Origin of the sequence: Shewanella sp. Arc9-LZ, from assembly GCF_010092445.1 — a bacterium.
Lineage (GTDB): Bacteria > Pseudomonadota > Gammaproteobacteria > Enterobacterales > Shewanellaceae > Shewanella.
In genome coordinates this window covers 47,492-67,578 of sequence record NZ_CP048031.1, presented here as the reverse complement: position 1 = coordinate 67,578, position 20,087 = coordinate 47,492, and the positions used below count along the sequence as shown (strand labels likewise).

The window sequence follows — 20,087 nt, the reverse complement described above, 5'->3', positions numbered from 1 at the left end:
ATTACGCTTTCGCCTCATCACTGGCGACAGCTTGCTTTAGCAGATCATCATCCTGGTAAAGCGGTTGTTCTGCTTGCGATAACGCCGCAATCGTTGTTGCATCATTATCGGCTAAATCGATTGAGTCCTCTTCGGCTATCGAGTCGGTTTCTTCGGTTTGTTCAGCTAATTCGGTTGGTACTAATTCGTTTGATGCGAATTCAACTGGATCGGCTATGTCAGTTGGCGCTAAGTCAGCATCAATCTCTGGCTCAGGCTTTTCTTTTTCAATGACATATCGAAACACTTTACTGGCCAACTCTGCAGATACATCCGCTGACAATAGCGGTTGATTGGTATAATCCAATGCATATTCAAGCAGCCCATCGATATGACCATATTGTGGCTGTTTCCATAATGCTCGTAGCGCAGCAGCTTTAGTCGTTGGGTCGACACTTTTGGCCATAAAGCGGGCAAAACTGCCACCTACTTCAATCGAGTTTGGGTCTGGTAATACTTCTGGCTCTGCCACCTCATCCGCATCTATAACGCTAACGTCTTCGATTGGTTCAGCTGTTAGTATGTTGAAGTCATCAGGCTTTTCTTGTGCCTGTTGCAACAACTCTTCTTGTTTAGCCTCTTCAGCAACCCGCTGACGCCTAATTTCCCAACGGTTAAGAAGACCTTCTGCTTTATCGCTCATTGCATATTTCCAGAGCGATTCGCGCTCGGCCCTTCATTTTTACGGCGGTTAACATGCTTGCGTCTATGAGCGCTGATTTCCACTTCGCCGTGACGAGTGATGAATGCCTCTATCCAACAGGCAATGGCACTAGGCATGGGAATATTGAGCACTGGTGTATCTGACTCTAGGCAACCGGCACTCACGTGTTGATCGGCAGAGATCATCGCAGGCACCCATGTGCCATCAATCAATTCATCGCACACAATAAAGAGTGTTGCATTATCCATATCGAGATTGATGCGATAACTACCACGTTGATCTTTGTACAATTCCAGTGGCACCAAAACAGAATTGTCTGGTTGCTGCTCTGTTGCTGGAACCATTTGATCCAGCTCCCAGCGAACAGATGTCCAGCGCCCTACTTGGGTTTGAACCTTTTTCAATGAAACATACATTGGCCAAATCGTGTCGGTGTGTTGCATGGTAATGCTTACCTCTGACATGAATATGTGTATTGAAATACACTTGATTGATTTGTTTATAACTAAAATAGGAGCAAAAATGATGCCAACTAAAAAGTAAAATTAACTTTGAACTAGATCCCGAAATCCCTCTTAAGAATAGGACAATATGTCCACAGTGCAATTTTAGGTGGGACATTAATACGCGCCAAATTCATTGAATTTGTGAAGATTTGCGCCAGATCACGCTTAGACAAGTTGTTTTCAGTTTAGGGAATAATAATTGCTATGATCATCAGGTGTTGAAGCAGGCAAACTCTGCCTATTCTTTCAATCTATGAATGACCCACTAAGAGGCTATCTCGCTTATGACTCAATCTGTTTCAGCCACATCTTTGCAGCGCAATGCAATAAAGTTTGTTAAAACCAACACGCAGGTTCCGCTCACCATTGCAGTTAAAGCCATCAACGAACAAGGCCAGGTCGTCGATAAATTTGTCGCTTGCGAACGACCATTAACCGTATATTTAAATTGGCGTCCTATCGTAACCTTAATGACATTGGGGGCTAAACCAGAGTCACTCACTATTGGCTACTTAAAAAACCAGGGGTTTATTAGCGAGTTAAGTCTATTAGAGTCGGTTATCGTTGATTGGGAAGTCAGTTCAGCGGCGGTGATAACCCAAGAGATATCTGAAGATATTGAGCAGAAATTGGCCGAAAAAACAGTGACGTCTGGTTGTGGCCAAGGCACTGTTTACGGTGGATTTTTACAAGGCTTGGATGAGATTGATTTACCTACTCCATCACTCAAACAATCGACTATTTATGCCTTACTCGGCAATATCAATGCTTATAATGAAACCTACAAAAATGCCGGCGCTGTGCATGGTTGCGGAATATGCCAAGACGAACAAATTTTAGCATTTGTTGAAGATGTTGGCCGCCACAATGCCGTTGATACGTTGGCGGGAGATATGTGGTTAGATCAGCAAACGGGACACGATAAGATTTTCTATACTACAGGCAGATTAACATCAGAAATGGTCATCAAAGTCGCCAAAATGGGCATACCAGTATTGTTGTCACGCAGTGGCGTTACCCAAATGGGCCTAGATTTGGCCAAACAAATGGGCATTACCTTGATAGCTCGTGCTAAAGGGCGACATTTTTTGGTGTATCACGGCAGTGAAACGATTGAGTTTGATGCCACTAAAGATTAAGGACGTAATGTGGCCCATTGTTGGCGTATTGCTGGGGTTAAAAAGCTCCACGCTAAAATACGGGTCGTTTTATTACCTTGTGTCATCTCGATGGTTTTGACTTCCACAGCATTAAGCTGTTTAAGTAGTTGATAACAAGGTTTGAGATTGTCCGACTTTGACACGAGTGACGTAAACCATAGCACTTGGTTGGCATAATCATGGCTTTGCTTGATCATGTTGGCTAAGAATTTTTGCTCACCACCATCACACCATAACTCGGCTTTTTGACCGCCAAAATTAAGCGTCGGTTTAGCCTGACTAACCGCTAACTTACGCGATTGTTGACCATGTTTTTGTTGCTGGCTTTTGGCTAAATTTTTGACTTTCCGTAATGAACCTTCGGAAGCTTCAGCGAGTGAGCGATGAAACGGTGGATTACACAAGGTGACATCAAACCGTTCATCTGCAGCGATGATATTCTTAAATATATGCTCAGGTTGCGGCTGTAATCTTAACTGTAAATGAGTGGTAATCTGGGCGTTTTGCTGGGCAATTTTAGCAACATTATCGATTGAGACTGGATCAATATCGGACGCCACAAATTGCCAACCGTAGGTTTGAATACCCAGCAATGGATAAATTCCATTGGCACCAGTGCCGATGTCTAACCCTCGAATACTTGCCCCTTTGACTACTTTGCCTTTAACCGCTAATAAATCAGCAATGTAATGTAAATAGTCCACACGCCCAGGTACTGGCGGGCATAAATATCCTTCAGGAATATCCCAACCGTTAATATGATATTCGCTCAGCAATAATGCTGCATTGAGGCTTTTTACCGCTTTTGGGTCAGCAAAATCAATGGAAGGATTACCATAAGGATTTGGCCGAACAAAAGCGGCTAGTGCTGGCATAGCAACGATCAATGCAGCAAAGTCATAACCCTGTAGATGGGCATTACGCGGATGCAATGATTTTGATAACACTGGCTTGTTAGGCTTCACAGAAACAGGATTAACCTTGGTAGCGGGTCGGCTTGGCGAGCGCTTAGCTGCATTATGCTTGGCTCGCATCGGAGGCGTCGTTGAACGGGTCATTAATCGTATAAATATTTAGTAAATAATAAGTTAACCACAATAGAGCGACCGACTTCTTGTTCCATAAGGCGGTTGACCGTCTCATAGCATTCACGGCGGATCTCTTCACGACCAGATAAGGATTTAACCTTTTCTTCTGACTGATTACCCAAAATTTCAACAATGGCCGAGCGTAATAAAGGATCATGATGTTCTAAGCTCATTAAATCGTTCGGATCTTTTACCATCAATTCGACACTGATTTTAACAAAACCTAACTTTTTACGGTTAGAAATATAGTTAGTCACAATGTCTGGTTCAAAACCGTAATAAGCATAATCTTCGAGGGCAGGTTCATCAGCTGCATGGACATTAAATGCGAAACAACACAGCATAACTAACGTTGAAACCAATTTTTTCATAGTGAGAGACACCCTTTCAATGTGGAACGTTAATTAAATAAGCCATCGTGCCCACTCCCTAAGAGTGTTTGCTCATCTTTGACATGATAGACTACTGCCGTTGAGATATATTGTAACGAGTTTTAGATGAACGTGACCAGTATTAGCTTTCCTTATGGTGAATCAATTCATTGGTTTTCGCCACAAAAGATCGATTCATTGCCTCATAGCCAACTTAAAGAGTGGCTATTAGCAACCGGAAGTTTGACCCAGCGCCTCAAGACACACTGCAAACACTTTGAAGTGAAAGTGTTAGGCGAGCATTTACTTGAGCCTCTAGCAGATGAATTTCCTGCTCAAACTAACCCTGTTTGGGTCCGCGAAGTATTATTGTGTCTTGACGGCACCCCTTGGGTATTTGCCCGCACACTGATCCCACAGACTATTTTAGGCACTCAATCCCCTAATAATCAAAATGCTGATGATAAACAGATTCGCAATCAACAGAATGATTTTACTCGCCTTGGCACCCGACCTTTAGGTGAGTTATTGTTTAATAGCCCAGACATTACTCCCGGCAATATTGAAGTCGCTCAGTTTGAAACCTGTGGCCGTTTAGCAGCACTAGCCACCAGCTTAAATCAACAGGTTAACAGTAGTTTATGGGGGCGTAGACGTTACTTTAACTTGCACGGTTCACAGCTTATTGTTAGCGAAATATTTCTGCCTGCGGCTGTCGATTATATCAATCAAAGCACTTAAGGTTAATGCTACTCAGCATCTTGTAAACCTAACTCAGTAATCAAAATAAAAAACGCCCTTATGGGCGTTTCTGTTGTTTGCTACGAGAGATTAAACTCGTTTGCGCTGATAGCCCAATAGACCGAGCATTAATACACTTAACCACCCCAAACTACCACCGCTACTACCACTATCTGTTGTGGTTGTGGTTGGGGTAGTCACTGCCACTATCTGTTGTGGTTGTGGTTGGGGTAGTCACTGCCACTATTGGCGACGATACTGTGATTGTTTGACTGGCTGTCGACTCGTTACCCTGAGAATCTGTGGTTTTTAAGGTAATAGTATAACTGCCAGCGGCTGTATAGGTATGACTTGGGTTTTGAGCGGTACTAGTATTGCTATCGCCAAAATTCCATTGATAAGTCAAGTTACCAAAACCTTGGCTGGAGGTGTTTGTCAGAGCCACAGTTAAGTTAGTCGGTAATAAAGTAAAAGCAGCTATTGGCAGAATAACCACTCGGACGACTTCAGTTGCTGTCACGGTATTACCCGCGCCATCGGTAACAATCACACTGACGTTATAATCACCCGATGTGGAATAAGTATAGCTAGGGGCAGTATCGGTACTGGTGGCATTATTCACGCCAAACGACCATGTATAAGTGTAATCAGTGCCGCCACTCACGACCACATTAAAACTAACATCTGCACCGGTTGCTTGTGCATTAATGTCGGCGACAAGTGTCACCGGTGGTAGCACGCTGCTGTCAGACAAAGCAAATTCAACGGTTGCAGTACTGCTGTCTGTTGCTTGCTCTGTGACTTGCATGGTTAGGCCTAACTCAGGCAATATCAGCCCAGCCTGTGGTTTTAGCGGCGCGCTGTAATCACGATTGTCGTCAAATAGCGGCTCGGCGGCTAAGTGGCTATCACCACTGTATGTACTTTGAGCAAATAAGCTAAATGCTGCATCGCGAATTTGCACATCAGTAGATTGACTGCCAATCAAATTTTGGTCTGCATCGACCACGCCAATTAACCCTTTTCCAGGATGTTCTGACACATTGTTATCGGTTTGATTAAAGTTTTCTAACCATAACAATACACCGGGTTCGTACTTGTCATAAACCAGCCCAGCGTCTACACCTTGGTGGCTGCGTAATTGCACAATGTAACGTCTCGCTTTACCAGCAAGACTGTCTTCAATTCGGCTAAAACCGGATAGCGTTGCAATGCCGCTTGATTCGGCGCCATCGATATAAAATGCCGTGCCTTGATTAGTTAATTGAATATCATCAATCGCCATACCATAATCACCAACGGCCTCATCGGTTTTATAGACCACGCTGATTTGCACATCACGACCGGCATATGCACTCAAATCAAATATTAGATCAACCCAGGCATCGCTTCCATAAGCGGTACTAATGTCGCTCGATTTACCGCTAATAGAGTGTTTTACCGTAGGGTAAATTGGATTTGTACTATTTGTGTAGTTACCTTCTATAGCAACGCTATCAACCAACACCTGCACATAATCATAATCGTCTTCAATATCCCAATGGGCTTGAAATGATAATGCTAATGGCGTATCTAATGGTAAGGTCACATCAAATGACATGGCATTATTGATCATATTACCCTGACCCGAATAATACTGATATTGACCCGTTAGTGGTGCTTTAAAAGCAACAGCCTCAGCGGGTAGTGCTATAGATAGCTGGTTTACGGCATCAGTATTGACGGCATGGTTAAGTTGCACAGCGGTACCGCTACTGGTTAAATCGGCCAGAGATATATGCTGCTCATTAACCCACTTACCCTTGTATTTTTGCTGTAAGAAAGATTTTGCATACGGGCTAAATCCACTTGGTTGAGCACCAGCAATGCTACCCGTCCAGCTACCGCCAGACATCAACGACCAAGCACCTACAGGTGAACCATCACCACTATTAGTGGTGTCGTACTCATCTGGTAAGCCTAAGTCATGACCAAACTCGTGGGTGCATACTCCAGCCGCTGCATCGATTGGCTGCACGGTGTAACCGAATACCTTAAGGGAGCGACCAGGAATAATATAACCATTGGTATTTGAATCGACATAAAAACGATGCGACCAAATGGCATCCTCACCCAATACTCCACCACCAGCTTCTTCACCGATGCTTGAATGAAACAGCATCACGTGATCGATAATACCGTCTGCTTCATCATAATTACCGTCGCCATCGATATCGAAAGGGTCTTCAATATCATAGCTTTCAAGTTCAGTATCACTCATACCGCTTACTGCTTTGGTGACGGCTTCTTTTACTAGCTCGGGTACCGCATTATCATTGTCATCGGAGTCATTGCCACCATAATAAGCGGCATTATTGTCTGCGGTAACCCAGTCTTGTACTTGACCTGTAAAATAAAAACTATTGCCGGACACCGCCTGAAAATACTGATGTGCCGATTGCAGCGTTTGATTACTTGGGCCTGTAAAACCGGTTTTTGAAAATAGCAGTTGCTGATAATGTGATGCAGGATAACTGCTGTAATACATGTCAGTATCACCCACCTCAAGCTGGTTAGCATCGTGAGGTAAATCAGGAAAGTCCACCAGCACAGCTAACACCTTTACCGTTTTAGTAATATCTTGATCGGCTAAAACTTTGTTATTTGCTGCGGCATATTGAACACTTTTAGTGTTTTTTTGCGCTGAGCGTTTAATGCGTAATTGTTCCGCTTTCACTTCAATGGCAGCAGGTTTAAAAGTAGCATTTCGACCACGGCTTACAAAAGCATCTACAGCAGCTTGTTTTTCAGCTTCGCTGGCATCAACACTCACTTCGCCACGTTTAATTAACCAATACAACACTTGTTGTTCATTAATTAGCCCCGCATCAGCAGGAGTGCCTGTTTGTGGAGCAGCAACAGCCATGCTGCTACATGCAAGCAATAAAGATGAAACGGCTAACCCTTGATATTTAGTCAACTTACTCATTACGACTTACCTGTATTTGGTGTTGGTTTATGGCATTTTTCAAATGCTTTTTGGCGTTTAGTTATATAATCAGCAACAATTTTATCTATTTGTGCTTGATCCATGTCCGCGGTGATGAGCCCTTTCTTGCGCAAATTTTCAGTTAATTTGGTGCGATCAAGTAAAGGTGGCATCGCACTTGGACCACAATCTTTAATTAATGGTTTGGTTACCACTACAGTGGCTGCTTGTTCGTCTACCTTTGATGCTGCTGACTGATTTTGACACCCTTGCAAGGTCATAAAAACAAGCCCCAACATGACGATAATATATTTCATAATTCACCCCAAACAATAATTACATGACATTAACAGTTGCAACCACAGGGTTACAATTAAATTAGACATTCTTTAATGTAAATAAATCTATTCGATTAAAAATTAATACAAATGGCTAATGACCCAGCGTCAAAAAGCAGCAAGCCGACTCGGTTAAGTCGGCTTACTGCAGTTACTTAGCGCAATGCTTATCTATAACAATTTAGCTTAATTCACCGTGGAGTTGATATAATTTGATATTCCATCCAGTAACATTTGTACTGATATCATCACCAATACCATCCCCATGAGTCGCTCTACCGCGATTAAGCCTTTCTCACCAAGGATACGAGTAAACAACTTATAGAACATTAAAATAACGGCACTCATGCCCCATGCTGAGACCAACGCAATAGTCCAATCGGTCATGCGGCTGCTATCTGTGTGCGCCAATAGGATCAAGGCCGCTAGAATAGATGGACCAGCCATTAGCGGGATAGCCATCGGAACAATAAAAGGCTCTTCACCAGCAGCTAATCCAGCCACGCCCCCCGGCGAAGGGAAGATCATTTTAATCGCGATTAAGAACAAGATAATGCCGCCCGCAATGCTTACGGATTCAGAACGTAAGTTCAGAAAGTTAAGAATAGCTTCACCAGCATACAAAAACGACAACATGATAACCAACGCAAACAGCAGTTCGCGGATTAAGACTTTACGGCGTTTTTTGGGATCAATATGCCGCAGTATGGAAGCGAATATAGGTAAATTACCCAGCGGATCCATAATCAAGAACAACATGACGGCTGCAGAAAAAATATCCATGGACAACAATCTTTTAATTAACAAAATATGGGCTACATTGTATACCCAACGCAGTAACATAAGCGATGAAAACAGCCAGTTTATTGATGATTACAAGGCGTTAGTTGTTAAAAATAGTGAATAATGCCTCATCAAAAATAGCCACATACGCTTGCCAAAGTGATGACCCGAAAAAGGTTTTTGGCTTTAACGTCAATGACTAGATCTGCATTCTCTATAGGTTCTAAGTAAATTTTTCAGCTTGAGATATTCACACGCTACAATACTGGTTTAAAATGGTATACTGCGTTGTTTTTTTCGATTTATTTCTGGATAACATGCTCTATCTAATCGCTAGCTGTATTGCACTGCTGTTTGGGCCACTTTTTTATCGCTTCTTTTCATCAGGTAGCGGATTACAAAAAGGCCTAGATGGATTTATATTCGTCTCCCTTGGCGGATTGGTGCTCATTCATATTTTGCCAGAACTGTTGGAGCATGGTGGGTTTATCACGCTATTGTTTGTCATGCTTGGCGTTTGGGGCCCGACAGCCAGTGAAAAACTGTTTCATCGATATTCAGAAATCACCCACAACATCACCCTCACACTCGGCATTGGCGGACTATTACTGCACACCATTACAGACGGTGGAGCGATGGTATTGGCACAACAAGAGGGCAATTCGACACTTCTAGCCTTAGGCGTGATCATGCACCGCCTACCTGTTGGCGTCGCTATTTGGTGGTTACTCAAACCTCAAGTTGGCACTCGATGGGCTAGCGCCGTTTTAGCTGCAATGATGGTATTAACCAGCGTCGGCTACTTTGCTGGCGAACATTTGTTAACTCAATTAAGTCTTGAAAACACGGTTTACTTGCAAGCCTTTGTTACCGGTTCCATTTTACACGTGGTATTGCATCAACCTCATGGTCATCAACAAGAAGACAAGCAAGGTCAATATCAATACCAAGCAGGCATTGGCAGCCTATTAGGTTTAGGGTTATTAGCCCTGCTGCTACTGATGGATACTGGTGGCCATGAACACGCTCATAAAGACCATGGTTCAGAGCAATTCGTTAGTTGGTTACTGACTATTTCTCCTATTTTATTAGGCAGTTATTTTATCGCCACCGCCAGGTTTGCTGCTGGATTACGCCCATCTCATCCTTCCCTAGGGTTACGTTGGTTGCAGCGTCTAGCGGGTCCTGAAGCATTGTTAATTACCTTATTACTATTGGGCCCTTGGTTTGCGCTTTACCAAATATTGGGGCTATTAGCTATTGGGGCACTAATGACGCTGACAAAAGTTGATATAACAGATCCGCACCCAACACTTTCTGAGTCACCTTGGCACTTTGGCTTTAGCCAATTAGTCGACCGAAGTGCCCCCTGGATTATCCTTAGCTTAGTATTAGCAAACCTAATAGGTCATCCCTCTGTTCCGCTTGAGAACCCCGCATTACAGGTATTTATTTTGCTATTAGTCTTTTTACCGATGCGTTTTTGTAATTTAGGCACGGTAATTTTGGCGCTTGCCTTGGCTTACAGTGGTTGGAGCCAAATTGCAGTGGCATTTACTTTACTCGCTGCGCCGGTACTCAGCATCGGCCAGTTGAAGTTAATGAATTGGAAACAAGGACTCATGTTAGGCGGGATTTTACTGGTAGGATTAATGGTGGCAGATCAACTCACTCTGAGCTCATCATTAACATTACAGTTACCTGAGGCGGCCAATATACTTGGTCTAGTGGCAATCGTTTTATTGTTTGGCGCCAGCTTATTGCGACTTGGACCTCGAAAATTTTTAAGCCGTTTGATGATCAACCTAAAATCAACACCACATAGCCACGACCATGGCCATCATTCAGACACCAAAGCTGCACATCATCACGAGTCAACTTCGACACATAAACATCATCATTAATCATAATCGATTTATTAGGTTATGATGGCGGTGTCGATACTTTTAAGGGGCTGCCATGTGTATTTTATTTATTGCCGTTGAGGCGCATCCGGATTATCCCTTAATTGTCTGTGCTAACCGCGATGAATTTCATCACAGAGCAACCGAACCCGCCTATCGCTGGGCAACAACACCAATCATTATCGCTGGGCAAGATAAACAAGCCGGCGGTACTTGGTTAGGAATTAATGAACAGGGTCAATTTGCTGGGCTAACCAATATTCGAGCAATCGAACAGCAAGATGGCGTACGCAGTCGTGGAGAGTTAGTCGTTGACGCGCTAACCAAACAACACATCAATAGCCAATGGTTAACTGAACACTCGATTAACTACAATCCGTTTAATTTAGTCTTCGAACAGCACAATCAACTCCATTGCTTTAACAGTAAAACCTTAACGACTACTTTGCTTAAGCCTGGTTTTCATGCTGTGAGTAACGGTGCGCTGGATGATATATGGCCTAAAATGGCTAAAGGTCAGCAACAGCTACAAAGCTATATCAAACAAATGCAATCACCTTGCATAGACCAATTACTCAATATCATGCGCGATACTTCTCAACCCAAAGATCAAGATTTACCCCAAACAGGCATCAGTCTTGAGTGGGAGCGACGTCTATCATCTATTTTTATCGAACATGAAGAATACGGCACTCGTTCAACGAGTATTGTGTTGAAACACCGCAGCGGTAAAGTACAACTTACTGAAGTAAGATACGATGGTAAGGCACGCAATTTAGGCTCTCAACGTTTTAACCTTGGCTAGAAGCCAGCCTTATCTAAATAATCGCCAAACACAAACTGTGACCTGCTGCACAGTCTAGTCATTATTTCATATCAGCTATCGCTAAACCTCACTAATCACCATAGGCAACATTCATTTTTACAACCTAGATCAAGGTTATTTGATCACGAACATTGCATACTTCGCCTGTTGCTAATTTACTCCCGGAGGACACGCCTTGAAGCAGCCCACTCAGATTAGTTGGGATCAGTCGATGATCGAAAAGTACAATTACAGCGGTCCCCGTTATACTTCTTACCCGACCGCACTAGAGTTTGACGATGCCTTTACTGAGCAAAATCTACTGACATCTATTAAAAACAGTAAGTCAGACAAACTGTCGCTATATGTGCATATTCCTTTTTGCGCCAAGCTTTGCTACTACTGTGGTTGTAATAAAATTATTACTCGCCATGCTCATAAAGCAGATCAATACATTGAATATCTGGCCACTGAAATTATTAAGCGCGCTCCATTATTCAAAAACTACACTGTAACCCAAATGCATTGGGGTGGCGGAACACCGACATTTTTAAGCCCTGAACAAATTCTTAAACTGACCGCACTAATTAAACAACACTTTAATTTTGCTGACGTGGGTGAATACTCAATTGAAGTTGACCCGCGAGAGATAGAACTCAGCATGTTAGACACCTTAAAAGAAGCTGGGTTTAACCGGGTGTCTATTGGTGTGCAAGACTTTAATAAAGAAGTACAAATTGCCGTTAACCGTGAGCAAGATGAACAATTTATTTTCGACTTAATTGCCAGAGCTAAAGAACTCGGTTTCGTGTCCACTAACGTTGATTTAATTTACGGTTTACCGCTGCAAACGCCAGAAACCTTTGCAAAAACCATTGCACGCATTATTGAGCTATCGCCTGATCGTCTATCGGTCTTTAACTATGCACATTTACCATCGCGTTTTGCTGCACAACGTAAAATTAAAGAACATGATATGCCTGCTCCACAACAGAAATTAGATATGCTTCGCCAAACGATAGAATCGTTAACAGATGCGGGTTATCAATTTATTGGTATGGACCATTTTGCCAAACCCAATGATGAGTTGGCAAAGTTACAAAATGCCGGCAAATTACATCGTAATTTCCAAGGGTACACCACCCAAGAAGAATGTGACTTGCTTGGGTTAGGGGTATCATCTATCAGCCAAATTGGCGACTGCTATGCCCAAAATCAAAAAGATATTCGTCCATACTACGAATCTATTGATGCTAATGGTCATGCATTATGGAAAGGCTGTAGCTTAAATCACGATGATGAAATTCGTCGCGCGGTCATTAAACAGATTATCTGTCATTTTGATTTAGACATGGATAAAATTGAACAAAAGTTTGCTATTAACTTTGATGAATATTTTGCTGAAGATCTAAAACTGTTGCAAACATTCATTAATGATAAATTGGTTGATATCACAGACCGCAAACTTACCGTTAGCACGACCGGTCGTCTACTTATTCGAAATATCTGTATGTGCTTTGATGTATATTATCGTCAAAAAGCTCGTCAGCAACAGTTTTCAAGGGTTATTTAACTCACTGTTTATGCAAAGTAGAATACAAAAATAGCCAGCATTTGCTGGCTATTTTTTCTCACATTCGCCATTTACTTCGCTTTTTTAGCGTATAACGCTTTGCGGTCACTGTCAGACATAAAGGCCATTTCAACCCCATTACGTTGCAATGTCGCCAGTTGACTATCACTGAAACCCATTTCAGATTTAACCACACGATATTCATGAGCGATATCAATAGCACTCACTCCTGGGTCATCGGTATTAAGACCAATTAATACACCAGCATCCATAAATTTACGCAGTGGATGAACATCGTAATCTTGAACGGTAGACGTATGTAAGTTGCTAGTTGGACATGATTCAATTCCAATACGATGCTTGGCCAAATACTCCATCAACTTCGGATCATGAATCGCATTCACGCCATGCCCAATTCGGGTTGCACCCAGTACGTTAATGGCTTGCCACATACTTTCAGCACCCGCGGCTTCACCAGCATGAGCGGTAACTTGTAGCCCTGCATCTCGAACACGCTTAAAGTGCTCAGTAAACAAATCGCCTGGGAAACCAAGTTCATCGCCGGCTAAGTCCATCGCCACAATGCTGTCACGATGAGCAAGTATGCCTTCAAGTTCTAAGCGGCATTTTTCTTGTCCAAAAGAACGCGACATAATACCAATGAGGTTAACGCTAATATCCTGCTCTTTTACACCTGCACGTACACCATCGATAACGGCTTCAACGACACCTTCAATGGGCAGATTATGATTCATCGCCATGTAATAAGGGCTAAAGCGCAATTCAGCGTAATCTAACCCTTGCGATGCTGCATCAATAACATTTTCATAAGCAACACGCTTTACAGCATCTAGATCAGCTAATACCGCGACCATCCAATCTAGTTTCTTCAAAAAATCGACTAGGTTGTTCTCTTTCCCTTGGATTTGCACAAATGGCGCAAGCTCTTCTAGCGAATTAGCGGGTAACTGAATACCGTGTTGGTGGCCTAATTCCCAAATAGTTTTTACATTAACATTACCGTCTAAATGTCGATGCAAATCAACCAACGGAATGGTTTTATCTATCATAATTAACCCCTATAAACTTACCCTGCCATTAGTTTAATTTTGTCGGTCAGAGAATCGTATTCAGTTTAACATGTATTTATACAAATTCTGATGGCCAATGTTTTTTTCTGGAATCTACCACACTAAAAAGCAAACGCTAATTTGGAATGTGTTTTTTATACTTAAATCGGGCATACTCTAATGCTAACAAACAGATTAAACCATAAAGGACTATAGATGCGCTTGCTGATCCTACCTGCACTGATAATGTTAAGTTTATTGGGTTGTAGTAGCCATTCAACCACGACTCAGGTTGATACCCCAATCACTGGCCAACAAACGCAGATAGATAGAGATTTACAAGCGATTATAGACCAGAGTTGGGCGGTTAATTTAGCTTACTCACCGGAGTTAGCCGCCAGTTTAGGAGATGCATCAGTAGCTGCAAAGCTTGACGATTTATCTGCAGAAACATTAGCAGAAAAGAACCAACAGACGCTCAAAATTCTCCATACACTTAAGCAGCTTGACCGGAAAAACTTATCCAAATCAGATGTCATCAATGCTAAGATTTTACAAGACCAGCTACAAAACGAAGTCGACATGTATCGGTTTCATGACCACTATTTACCGATAACAGCTGAAAGTGGTTTTCATGCTTATATTGCGTCTATTGCTAAAGCTCGCTTCAATAGTATTGAAGATTATCAGCACTATTTAGCTAAACTTGAACAATTACCACGTTATTTCGCCCAACAAACATATTGGCTCAAACAAGGCTTAGCCAGCGGTATTACCCCAGCAAAAATCACCCTGAATGGATTTGAAGACAGTATTAGCGCATTTATTGTTCCGGTTGAGAGCAGCGGCTACTTTACTCCGTTTACCCACTATCCTGACCATTTTAGCGCAACAGAAAAAAATACGCTGACCCAACAAGGCAAAACAACCGTAGAACAAATCGTGCTTCCTCTGTACCAACAGTTTTATAATTTCATGACTGAGGAGTATATTCCCAACGCACGAATAGACATCGCGGCTTCGGCTTTACCAGATGGCGCTGCGTTTTATCAAAACAGAGTTGAGTATTACACCACGCTGCCAATGACAGCTGAACAAGTCCATCAACTTGGATTACAAGAAGTTGCTCGTATAAGATCAGAAATGGAGCAGGTAATTAAAGGTGTTGGCTTTAAAGGCAGTTTTGCGGACTTTTTAATGTTTTTACGCACGGATCCACAGTTTTATCCTAAAACCGCTGATGAGTTACTTAAAGAAGCAGCATTTATTGCCAAAAAAGCAGATGCCATGTTGCCTAAGTATTTCGGCAAATTACCGCGCACACCTTATGGTATTGCACCGGTACCTGCTGAAATTGCGCCTAAATACACCACAGGGCGCTACTCGGGTTCAAACCGTGACGACGAGCCAGGCTATTATTGGGTTAACACCTACGCCTTAGATAAGCGACCGCTATACGAGCTTGAAGCCTTAACCCTACACGAAGCAGTACCTGGGCACCATTTACAAATATCACTCAATAAAGAACTCACTGACTTACCTAATTTTAGACGTTACAGTTATATCTCTGCATTTGGTGAAGGTTGGGGCTTATATTCAGAATATTTAGGCTTAGAAGCTGGGTTTTATCAAGACCCATACAGTAACTTTGGCCGGCTAACCTATGAGATGTGGCGTGCGGCGCGTTTAGTCGTCGACACCGGCATGCATGCTAAAGGTTGGAGCCGCCAACAAGCGATAGATTTTATGGCCGGTAATACTGCACTTTCAATGCACAACGTTACCACTGAAATAGATCGCTATATTTCCTGGCCTGGCCAAGCGTTGTCATACAAAATTGGTGAATTAACCATAAAACGGTTACGGGCTAAGGCTGAAAAGGCATTAGGAAAAAACTTTGATATCCGAAAGTTTCATGATGCCATTTTAAAAAATGGTTCTATCCCAATGTCGGTATTAGAACAAATGGTTGATGAGTTTATTGCTAGCCAAAAGGCGATAATAAAACAAGCAAGTACCTGATAATCAGACAGATAAATACATCGAACACACAATACTTTAGATATAAATGAGCTGGCTTAATAACTATGCATTACATGAAATTTTCATCAGAACTAAAGCTCGATACCAGTGAGCAACGACACTTTTGGCAACAAGTACACCAATCGAGTTTCAGTACTGATGACGGTATAAATATTGCCTATGCGATGATCCAACATCCAAACAATCAGCGCGCAATCGTGATAAGCAATGGCAGAGTTGAATCCTATATAAAATATCAAGAATTGATGTTTGATTTATACCAACAAGGATTTAGCGTTTACGCTTTAGATCATCGAGGACAAGGGTTATCAGACCGGCTGACACACAATCCACATCAGGGTTATGTTGCCAACTTTACCGATTACACTGAGGATTTAACTCAATTTATTGAGCAGGTCGTACGCCAACAACAGCATGATGAGCTATTTATCATCGCTCACTCAATGGGATGCACCATTGCCAGCGATTACATTAATCAACACCCAAATACGTTTACGGCAGCAGTCTTCTCTGCTCCAATGTTTGGTATTCGATTACCGTTTACAAAACCCATCATTCGGTGGCTAGCACAAAAGCTTGATACTAATCGTCTGGAAGCAAATAAAGTACACAGTACATTTGTAATAGGGGGAACTCATTACAAACCAGACAGCTTTAAACGCAACCGACTCACTCATAGCCAACAACGCTATAAGCACTATCGCAACATCTTTGAAGAAACCACTAAAGCACAGTTAGGCTCACCGACTAACCATTGGTTACTAGAGGCAATGGATGCAGCGGAGAAATGCATTGACTACGCTAAGCACAGCCAAACTCCGATACTAATTTTGCAAGCTGAAAGAGACACTATTGTCTGCAATGAGGCGCAAAACGTAGCACTAAGTACTCATTGCCATAAAGTCATTATTGAAGGCGCATATCACGAAGTGTTCATCGAAAAAGATAACATGCGTAATATCGCCCTATCTCATACCATTGACTTTATTGCACAACACTCAAAGATAACTGTGTCTTAATTAATTGAATAATGTCGTCATGTGCTAATGGGCGGCTGATAATATAGCCTTGAAACCAAGTACATTTTGCATGGGTCAGTAAATTGAGTTGCTGCTTATTCTCGACTTGTTTAGCCACTACAGGGAAGTTTAACTTAGTGGCAAACTCAACAATGGCATTCACTATGTTAAAGGTTTCAGGGTTATATTCTATGTCCTCAATATAAACAGCTGCTAACTTCACTTGTGAAAAACGAATACCTTGTAATAAATGGACCGCGCAAGAACCTCCACCAAAATTATCCATCGCAATGTTGACACCAAATCGTTGTAACTCAGCTATTTTGTTTCTGGCAACATTTGCGTTCACCACGAATACATCTTCAGATAATTCGAACTGAAACAATGCAGGAGAGACATGTGCTGCATTGATTCGGTTCATCACTACGTTTACAAAATGATCTTGATGAAAGTGACGTGAAGATACATTTAATGACATTAAAGGAACTGTCGCATTTGCCTGTTGCAGTGTTTGAATAAGTTCACAGACTTGATCTAATGCCCACAGCTCTAATTCAAAGATACAATCAGACAGTTCAGCTGACGCAATAAACTTACGAGGGCTAATATATCCGTACTGTGGGTGATACCAACGCATTAGTACTTCAATGCTATTGAGCTGCCCGGCCTGATCAACAACGGGTTGATAAACCAATGACATCTGCTTGTTCTGGATAGCCAGTTTCAACTCGTTTTGTAATTTGAATGGTTGCACTTGATTCTGGTCTAATTCCGGTTGATAAATAGCGCAACCATTAGAGCGACTATCTTTTGCTTGCTCCAGAGCGCTATCTGCACGGGCCAATAATATTTGAGGTTCTAATGACTCAATACCATCAAAAACAACTAATCCGATCCGAGCTGAAATTGATAAGTTTTGATCTGAAATGGTGTAACCGCGGCCAATTAACTGCCTCACTTCACTTGCCAATGCTAATGCACGTTTACTTGCTTGATCAATTTCATTACCAAAATTTTTGGCTAGAATAACGAACTCGTCCGCGCCAAGTCGAGCAACCAAACCAGCACTAGAAAATGTGCCAGATAAGCGTGCTGCTATCTGCATTAATAATCTATCACCAAGTTGATGACCCAAAGCATCATTAATTAATTTAAAATTATCTAAATTAATCATAAGCAGTGCAGAAAACTGACCAGTCTTGCGGCTAAGAACCTGTAAATCATAGAGCTGATCGGCTAATACATCACGATTAATTAAATCCGTAAGACCACTATGACCCTGTTTATCGGTTGTAATATGTTGGCTTTTTACATCACCAGAAACATCTGTTATTGTGCCGATAATTCGTAATGGCCGTCCTAATTCATCCCACTCAACTATTTTGCCACGATCTAGAATCCAAATATATCGGCCATCTTTATGACGTAAACGATGCACACTTTCATAATATTCATGTTGATTACTGATGTAATTCTGTAAGGTATTTAATACCTGCGCCTTATCATCACGATGTAAACGCGACTCCCAAACAGAATAATCATTATCGAGCTCATAAGGTTGATAACCTAGGATATCTTTCCAACGATCAGAAACAAACACATCGCCAGTAGCAATACACCAATCCCAAATACCATTACGAGCACCCTCAACCACAAAAAGCCAACGTTGCTCTGCATCATTGAGGCGTTTTTTACTGCGAGATAACCGGCCATTAACCTGATTCAAATAATCGCGTAAGTTAACTAGTTCGGTCGATGTGCACACGATATCAGTATTGAAATCAGGAGAGTCGAGGTTTTTAGCGGCTTGGCTTAATTGAGTTAACGGTCTAATCAGTAAATAATGCAACATGACACAGAATAAAGACAACAATAGAGCACCAATCCCCCATATCTCTATAAAGCGCTTTAACAGACTATCAACCGCTTCTGATAAAATATTGGCAATGTCATATTCTAGATAAATAAGCTCTACAGAATTTGAATAACTATAACGAGAATTAGCATTAAGAGGATAGTAAGCCTGAATCGATAAACGGTCCAAATTCACCTTTAAATAAGGTTTATTATTGGTGATAACAATTCTATGTAAATCAACAGAATAACCTTCTAGCACGTTAGTGGCATTACTTTCTCGCCAAATAATATGATTAGCGAATTGAATTTCACTACTCGAATCAAGTATCACATACACCATCATGTTTTGATCTGTTGAAACTAAAGCAACCTCCTGCTCTATTCGTTCTAAATCATGCGTCAACAGCGATGATTCAACGACATGCCGCATTCGAAATAAATCTTTCTGTATTTGCTCTGACTGTCTTAATGCAAGCTGATCATTTAGCTCTGCATGCTCATAGAAATACTCCCCACATACCAAGCCAAGGTAAAGGATAAAGATACATGCAGGAACAAGTAGAGACAGAGAAAGTTTTGGCAACCGAGGCAAAATAGACCCACCCAATTAAATATATGAAGATATGCTAGCGGTAATCTTATCAATAAGTAAAGAAATAGTTATGAATCCTAATAGCATATACGACATAAAAACTTTTTATTTATTAAACACTTTAAATAGATCTACACACTTTAACTTGTTTAACGGATAAGTGTTATTTTATTTACACAGATGAAGTATGGCACACAGCTCAAACCACTAGCATATTATCAATAAGGTTAAAGTGGTAGGAATATACAGCAGACGAAATCAACTTATGTTAACAATAGATTATATCAATTTTCAGATACCGAAATTTGGTTTCAAGATTAATAATTGCTCGCAAAAAAACAATAAAGCCTTATACCTACTACATATCATGTAAAAAATGATGATATCTTCCACAATATTTTACATTGTCACCATGAATTAGCAGTAATGACTCTGGTGAAAAAAATTTGCATCTTGTTTACTGAAGTAAATATTGTTATAGACCTGCATGTCAGTAAATGGCAGAAGTAAAAATACCTGATTATCACGCCAGGTCACGACTCTTTCAAGTCAATTAGGCGCCTGGA

At 41.6% G+C, this 20,087-nt stretch carries 17 protein-coding genes; 7 read left to right on the top strand and 10 right to left on the bottom strand.

All coding sequences use genetic code 11. The features are described 5' to 3' along the window. Window position 1 precedes the first annotated feature (1 nt). Together GUY17_RS00280 and GUY17_RS00275 are read right to left on the bottom strand one after the other, a co-directional pair. On the bottom strand, window positions 2–682 hold the full coding sequence (locus GUY17_RS00280) for a DUF3306 domain-containing protein (protein WP_162021983.1): 681 nt from the start codon (window positions 680–682) through the stop codon (window positions 2–4). Further along, on the bottom strand, window positions 679–1,146 hold the full coding sequence (locus GUY17_RS00275) for a DUF3305 domain-containing protein (protein ID WP_059745292.1): 468 nt from the start codon (window positions 1,144–1,146) through the stop codon (window positions 679–681). The genes GUY17_RS00280 and GUY17_RS00275 overlap by 4 nt, the downstream gene beginning before the upstream one ends. 347 nt (window positions 1,147–1,493) lie before the next feature. Here GUY17_RS00275 and GUY17_RS00270 point away from each other — a divergent pair, with 347 nt between their 5' ends. After that, on the top strand, window positions 1,494–2,348 hold the full coding sequence (locus GUY17_RS00270; RefSeq protein WP_162021982.1) for a formate dehydrogenase accessory sulfurtransferase FdhD: 855 nt from the start codon (window positions 1,494–1,496) through the stop codon (window positions 2,346–2,348). Here GUY17_RS00270 and rlmF read toward each other — a convergent pair. Together rlmF and GUY17_RS00260 are read right to left on the bottom strand one after the other, a co-directional pair. Next, window positions 2,345–3,427 carry a 23S rRNA (adenine(1618)-N(6))-methyltransferase RlmF gene (gene rlmF / locus GUY17_RS00265; RefSeq protein WP_162021981.1) on the bottom strand — a complete coding sequence of 361 codons (1,083 nt, stop codon included), beginning with the start codon at window positions 3,425–3,427 and terminating at the stop codon, window positions 2,345–2,347. The two genes, GUY17_RS00270 and rlmF, sit on opposite strands and share 4 nt — an antisense overlap. After that, window positions 3,427–3,828 (bottom strand): flagellar basal body-associated protein FliL, encoded by a 402-nt coding sequence (locus GUY17_RS00260; RefSeq protein ID WP_101087457.1) that lies wholly within the window; start codon window positions 3,826–3,828, stop codon window positions 3,427–3,429. The genes rlmF and GUY17_RS00260 overlap by 1 nt, the downstream gene beginning before the upstream one ends. A 126-nt stretch (window positions 3,829–3,954) precedes the next feature. On the opposite strand from GUY17_RS00260, the gene GUY17_RS00255 reads away from it, so the two are divergent. After that, on the top strand, window positions 3,955–4,569 hold the full coding sequence (locus GUY17_RS00255; protein WP_101087458.1) for a chorismate lyase: 615 nt from the start codon (window positions 3,955–3,957) through the stop codon (window positions 4,567–4,569). Between the two features lie 90 nt (window positions 4,570–4,659). Here GUY17_RS00255 and GUY17_RS21125 read toward each other — a convergent pair whose 3' ends face one another. The 4 genes from GUY17_RS21125 to GUY17_RS00240 all read right to left on the bottom strand — a co-directional run bounded on the left by GUY17_RS21125 (window position 4,660) and on the right by GUY17_RS00240 (window position 8,658). Then, window positions 4,660–4,770 carry a GlyGly-CTERM sorting domain-containing protein gene (locus GUY17_RS21125; protein ID WP_254439845.1) on the bottom strand — a complete coding sequence of 37 codons (111 nt, stop codon included), beginning with the start codon at window positions 4,768–4,770 and terminating at the stop codon, window positions 4,660–4,662. Beyond that, window positions 4,739–7,537: an immune inhibitor A domain-containing protein gene (locus GUY17_RS00250; RefSeq protein WP_254439844.1), complete on the bottom strand. Its 2,799-nt coding sequence runs from the start codon at window positions 7,535–7,537 to the stop codon at window positions 4,739–4,741. The genes GUY17_RS21125 and GUY17_RS00250 overlap by 32 nt, the downstream gene beginning before the upstream one ends. Beyond that, a complete protein-coding gene (locus tag GUY17_RS00245; RefSeq protein WP_162021980.1) occupies window positions 7,537–7,854 on the bottom strand; it encodes a hypothetical protein in 318 nt (105 codons plus the stop codon). Before GUY17_RS00245 ends, GUY17_RS00250 begins: the two co-directional genes overlap by 1 nt. A 207-nt stretch (window positions 7,855–8,061) precedes the next feature. Continuing rightward, window positions 8,062–8,658: a YhgN family NAAT transporter gene (locus tag GUY17_RS00240; protein WP_041412685.1), complete on the bottom strand. Its 597-nt coding sequence runs from the start codon at window positions 8,656–8,658 to the stop codon at window positions 8,062–8,064. Window positions 8,659–8,975: 317 nt separating this feature from the next. Between GUY17_RS00240 and GUY17_RS00235 the strand changes: the two genes are divergently transcribed. The 3 genes from GUY17_RS00235 to hemN all read left to right on the top strand — a co-directional run bounded on the left by GUY17_RS00235 (window position 8,976) and on the right by hemN (window position 12,940). Continuing rightward, window positions 8,976–10,562 carry a metal transporter gene (locus GUY17_RS00235; protein ID WP_254439843.1) on the top strand — a complete coding sequence of 529 codons (1,587 nt, stop codon included), beginning with the start codon at window positions 8,976–8,978 and terminating at the stop codon, window positions 10,560–10,562. Window positions 10,563–10,617: 55 nt separating this feature from the next. After that, window positions 10,618–11,367: an NRDE family protein gene (locus tag GUY17_RS00230; RefSeq protein WP_059745304.1), complete on the top strand. Its 750-nt coding sequence runs from the start codon at window positions 10,618–10,620 to the stop codon at window positions 11,365–11,367. Window positions 11,368–11,563: 196 nt separating this feature from the next. Beyond that, on the top strand, window positions 11,564–12,940 hold the full coding sequence (hemN, locus tag GUY17_RS00225) for an oxygen-independent coproporphyrinogen III oxidase (protein ID WP_162021978.1): 1,377 nt from the start codon (window positions 11,564–11,566) through the stop codon (window positions 12,938–12,940). A 71-nt stretch (window positions 12,941–13,011) separates the two neighbouring features. Here the strand turns inward: hemN and add are convergent, their stop codons facing one another. Then, complete coding sequence (gene add, locus GUY17_RS00220) at window positions 13,012–14,010, bottom strand: adenosine deaminase (protein ID WP_101087463.1); 999 nt, start codon at window positions 14,008–14,010, stop codon at window positions 13,012–13,014. A 216-nt stretch (window positions 14,011–14,226) separates the two neighbouring features. Here add and GUY17_RS00215 point away from each other — a divergent pair, with 216 nt between their 5' ends. Next, a complete protein-coding gene (locus GUY17_RS00215) occupies window positions 14,227–16,032 on the top strand; it encodes a DUF885 family protein (RefSeq protein WP_162021977.1) in 1,806 nt (601 codons plus the stop codon). Window positions 16,033–16,097: 65 nt separating this feature from the next. After that, window positions 16,098–17,072, top strand: coding sequence for an alpha/beta fold hydrolase (locus tag GUY17_RS00210; protein ID WP_162021976.1), 975 nt, complete (start codon window positions 16,098–16,100; stop codon window positions 17,070–17,072). On the opposite strand, the gene GUY17_RS00205 is transcribed toward GUY17_RS00210, so the two are convergent. Continuing rightward, window positions 17,038–19,521 (bottom strand): bifunctional diguanylate cyclase/phosphodiesterase, encoded by a 2,484-nt coding sequence (locus GUY17_RS00205; RefSeq protein ID WP_162021975.1) that lies wholly within the window; start codon window positions 19,519–19,521, stop codon window positions 17,038–17,040. The genes GUY17_RS00210 and GUY17_RS00205 overlap by 35 nt on opposite strands. Between the last annotated feature and the right edge of the window lie 566 nt (window positions 19,522–20,087).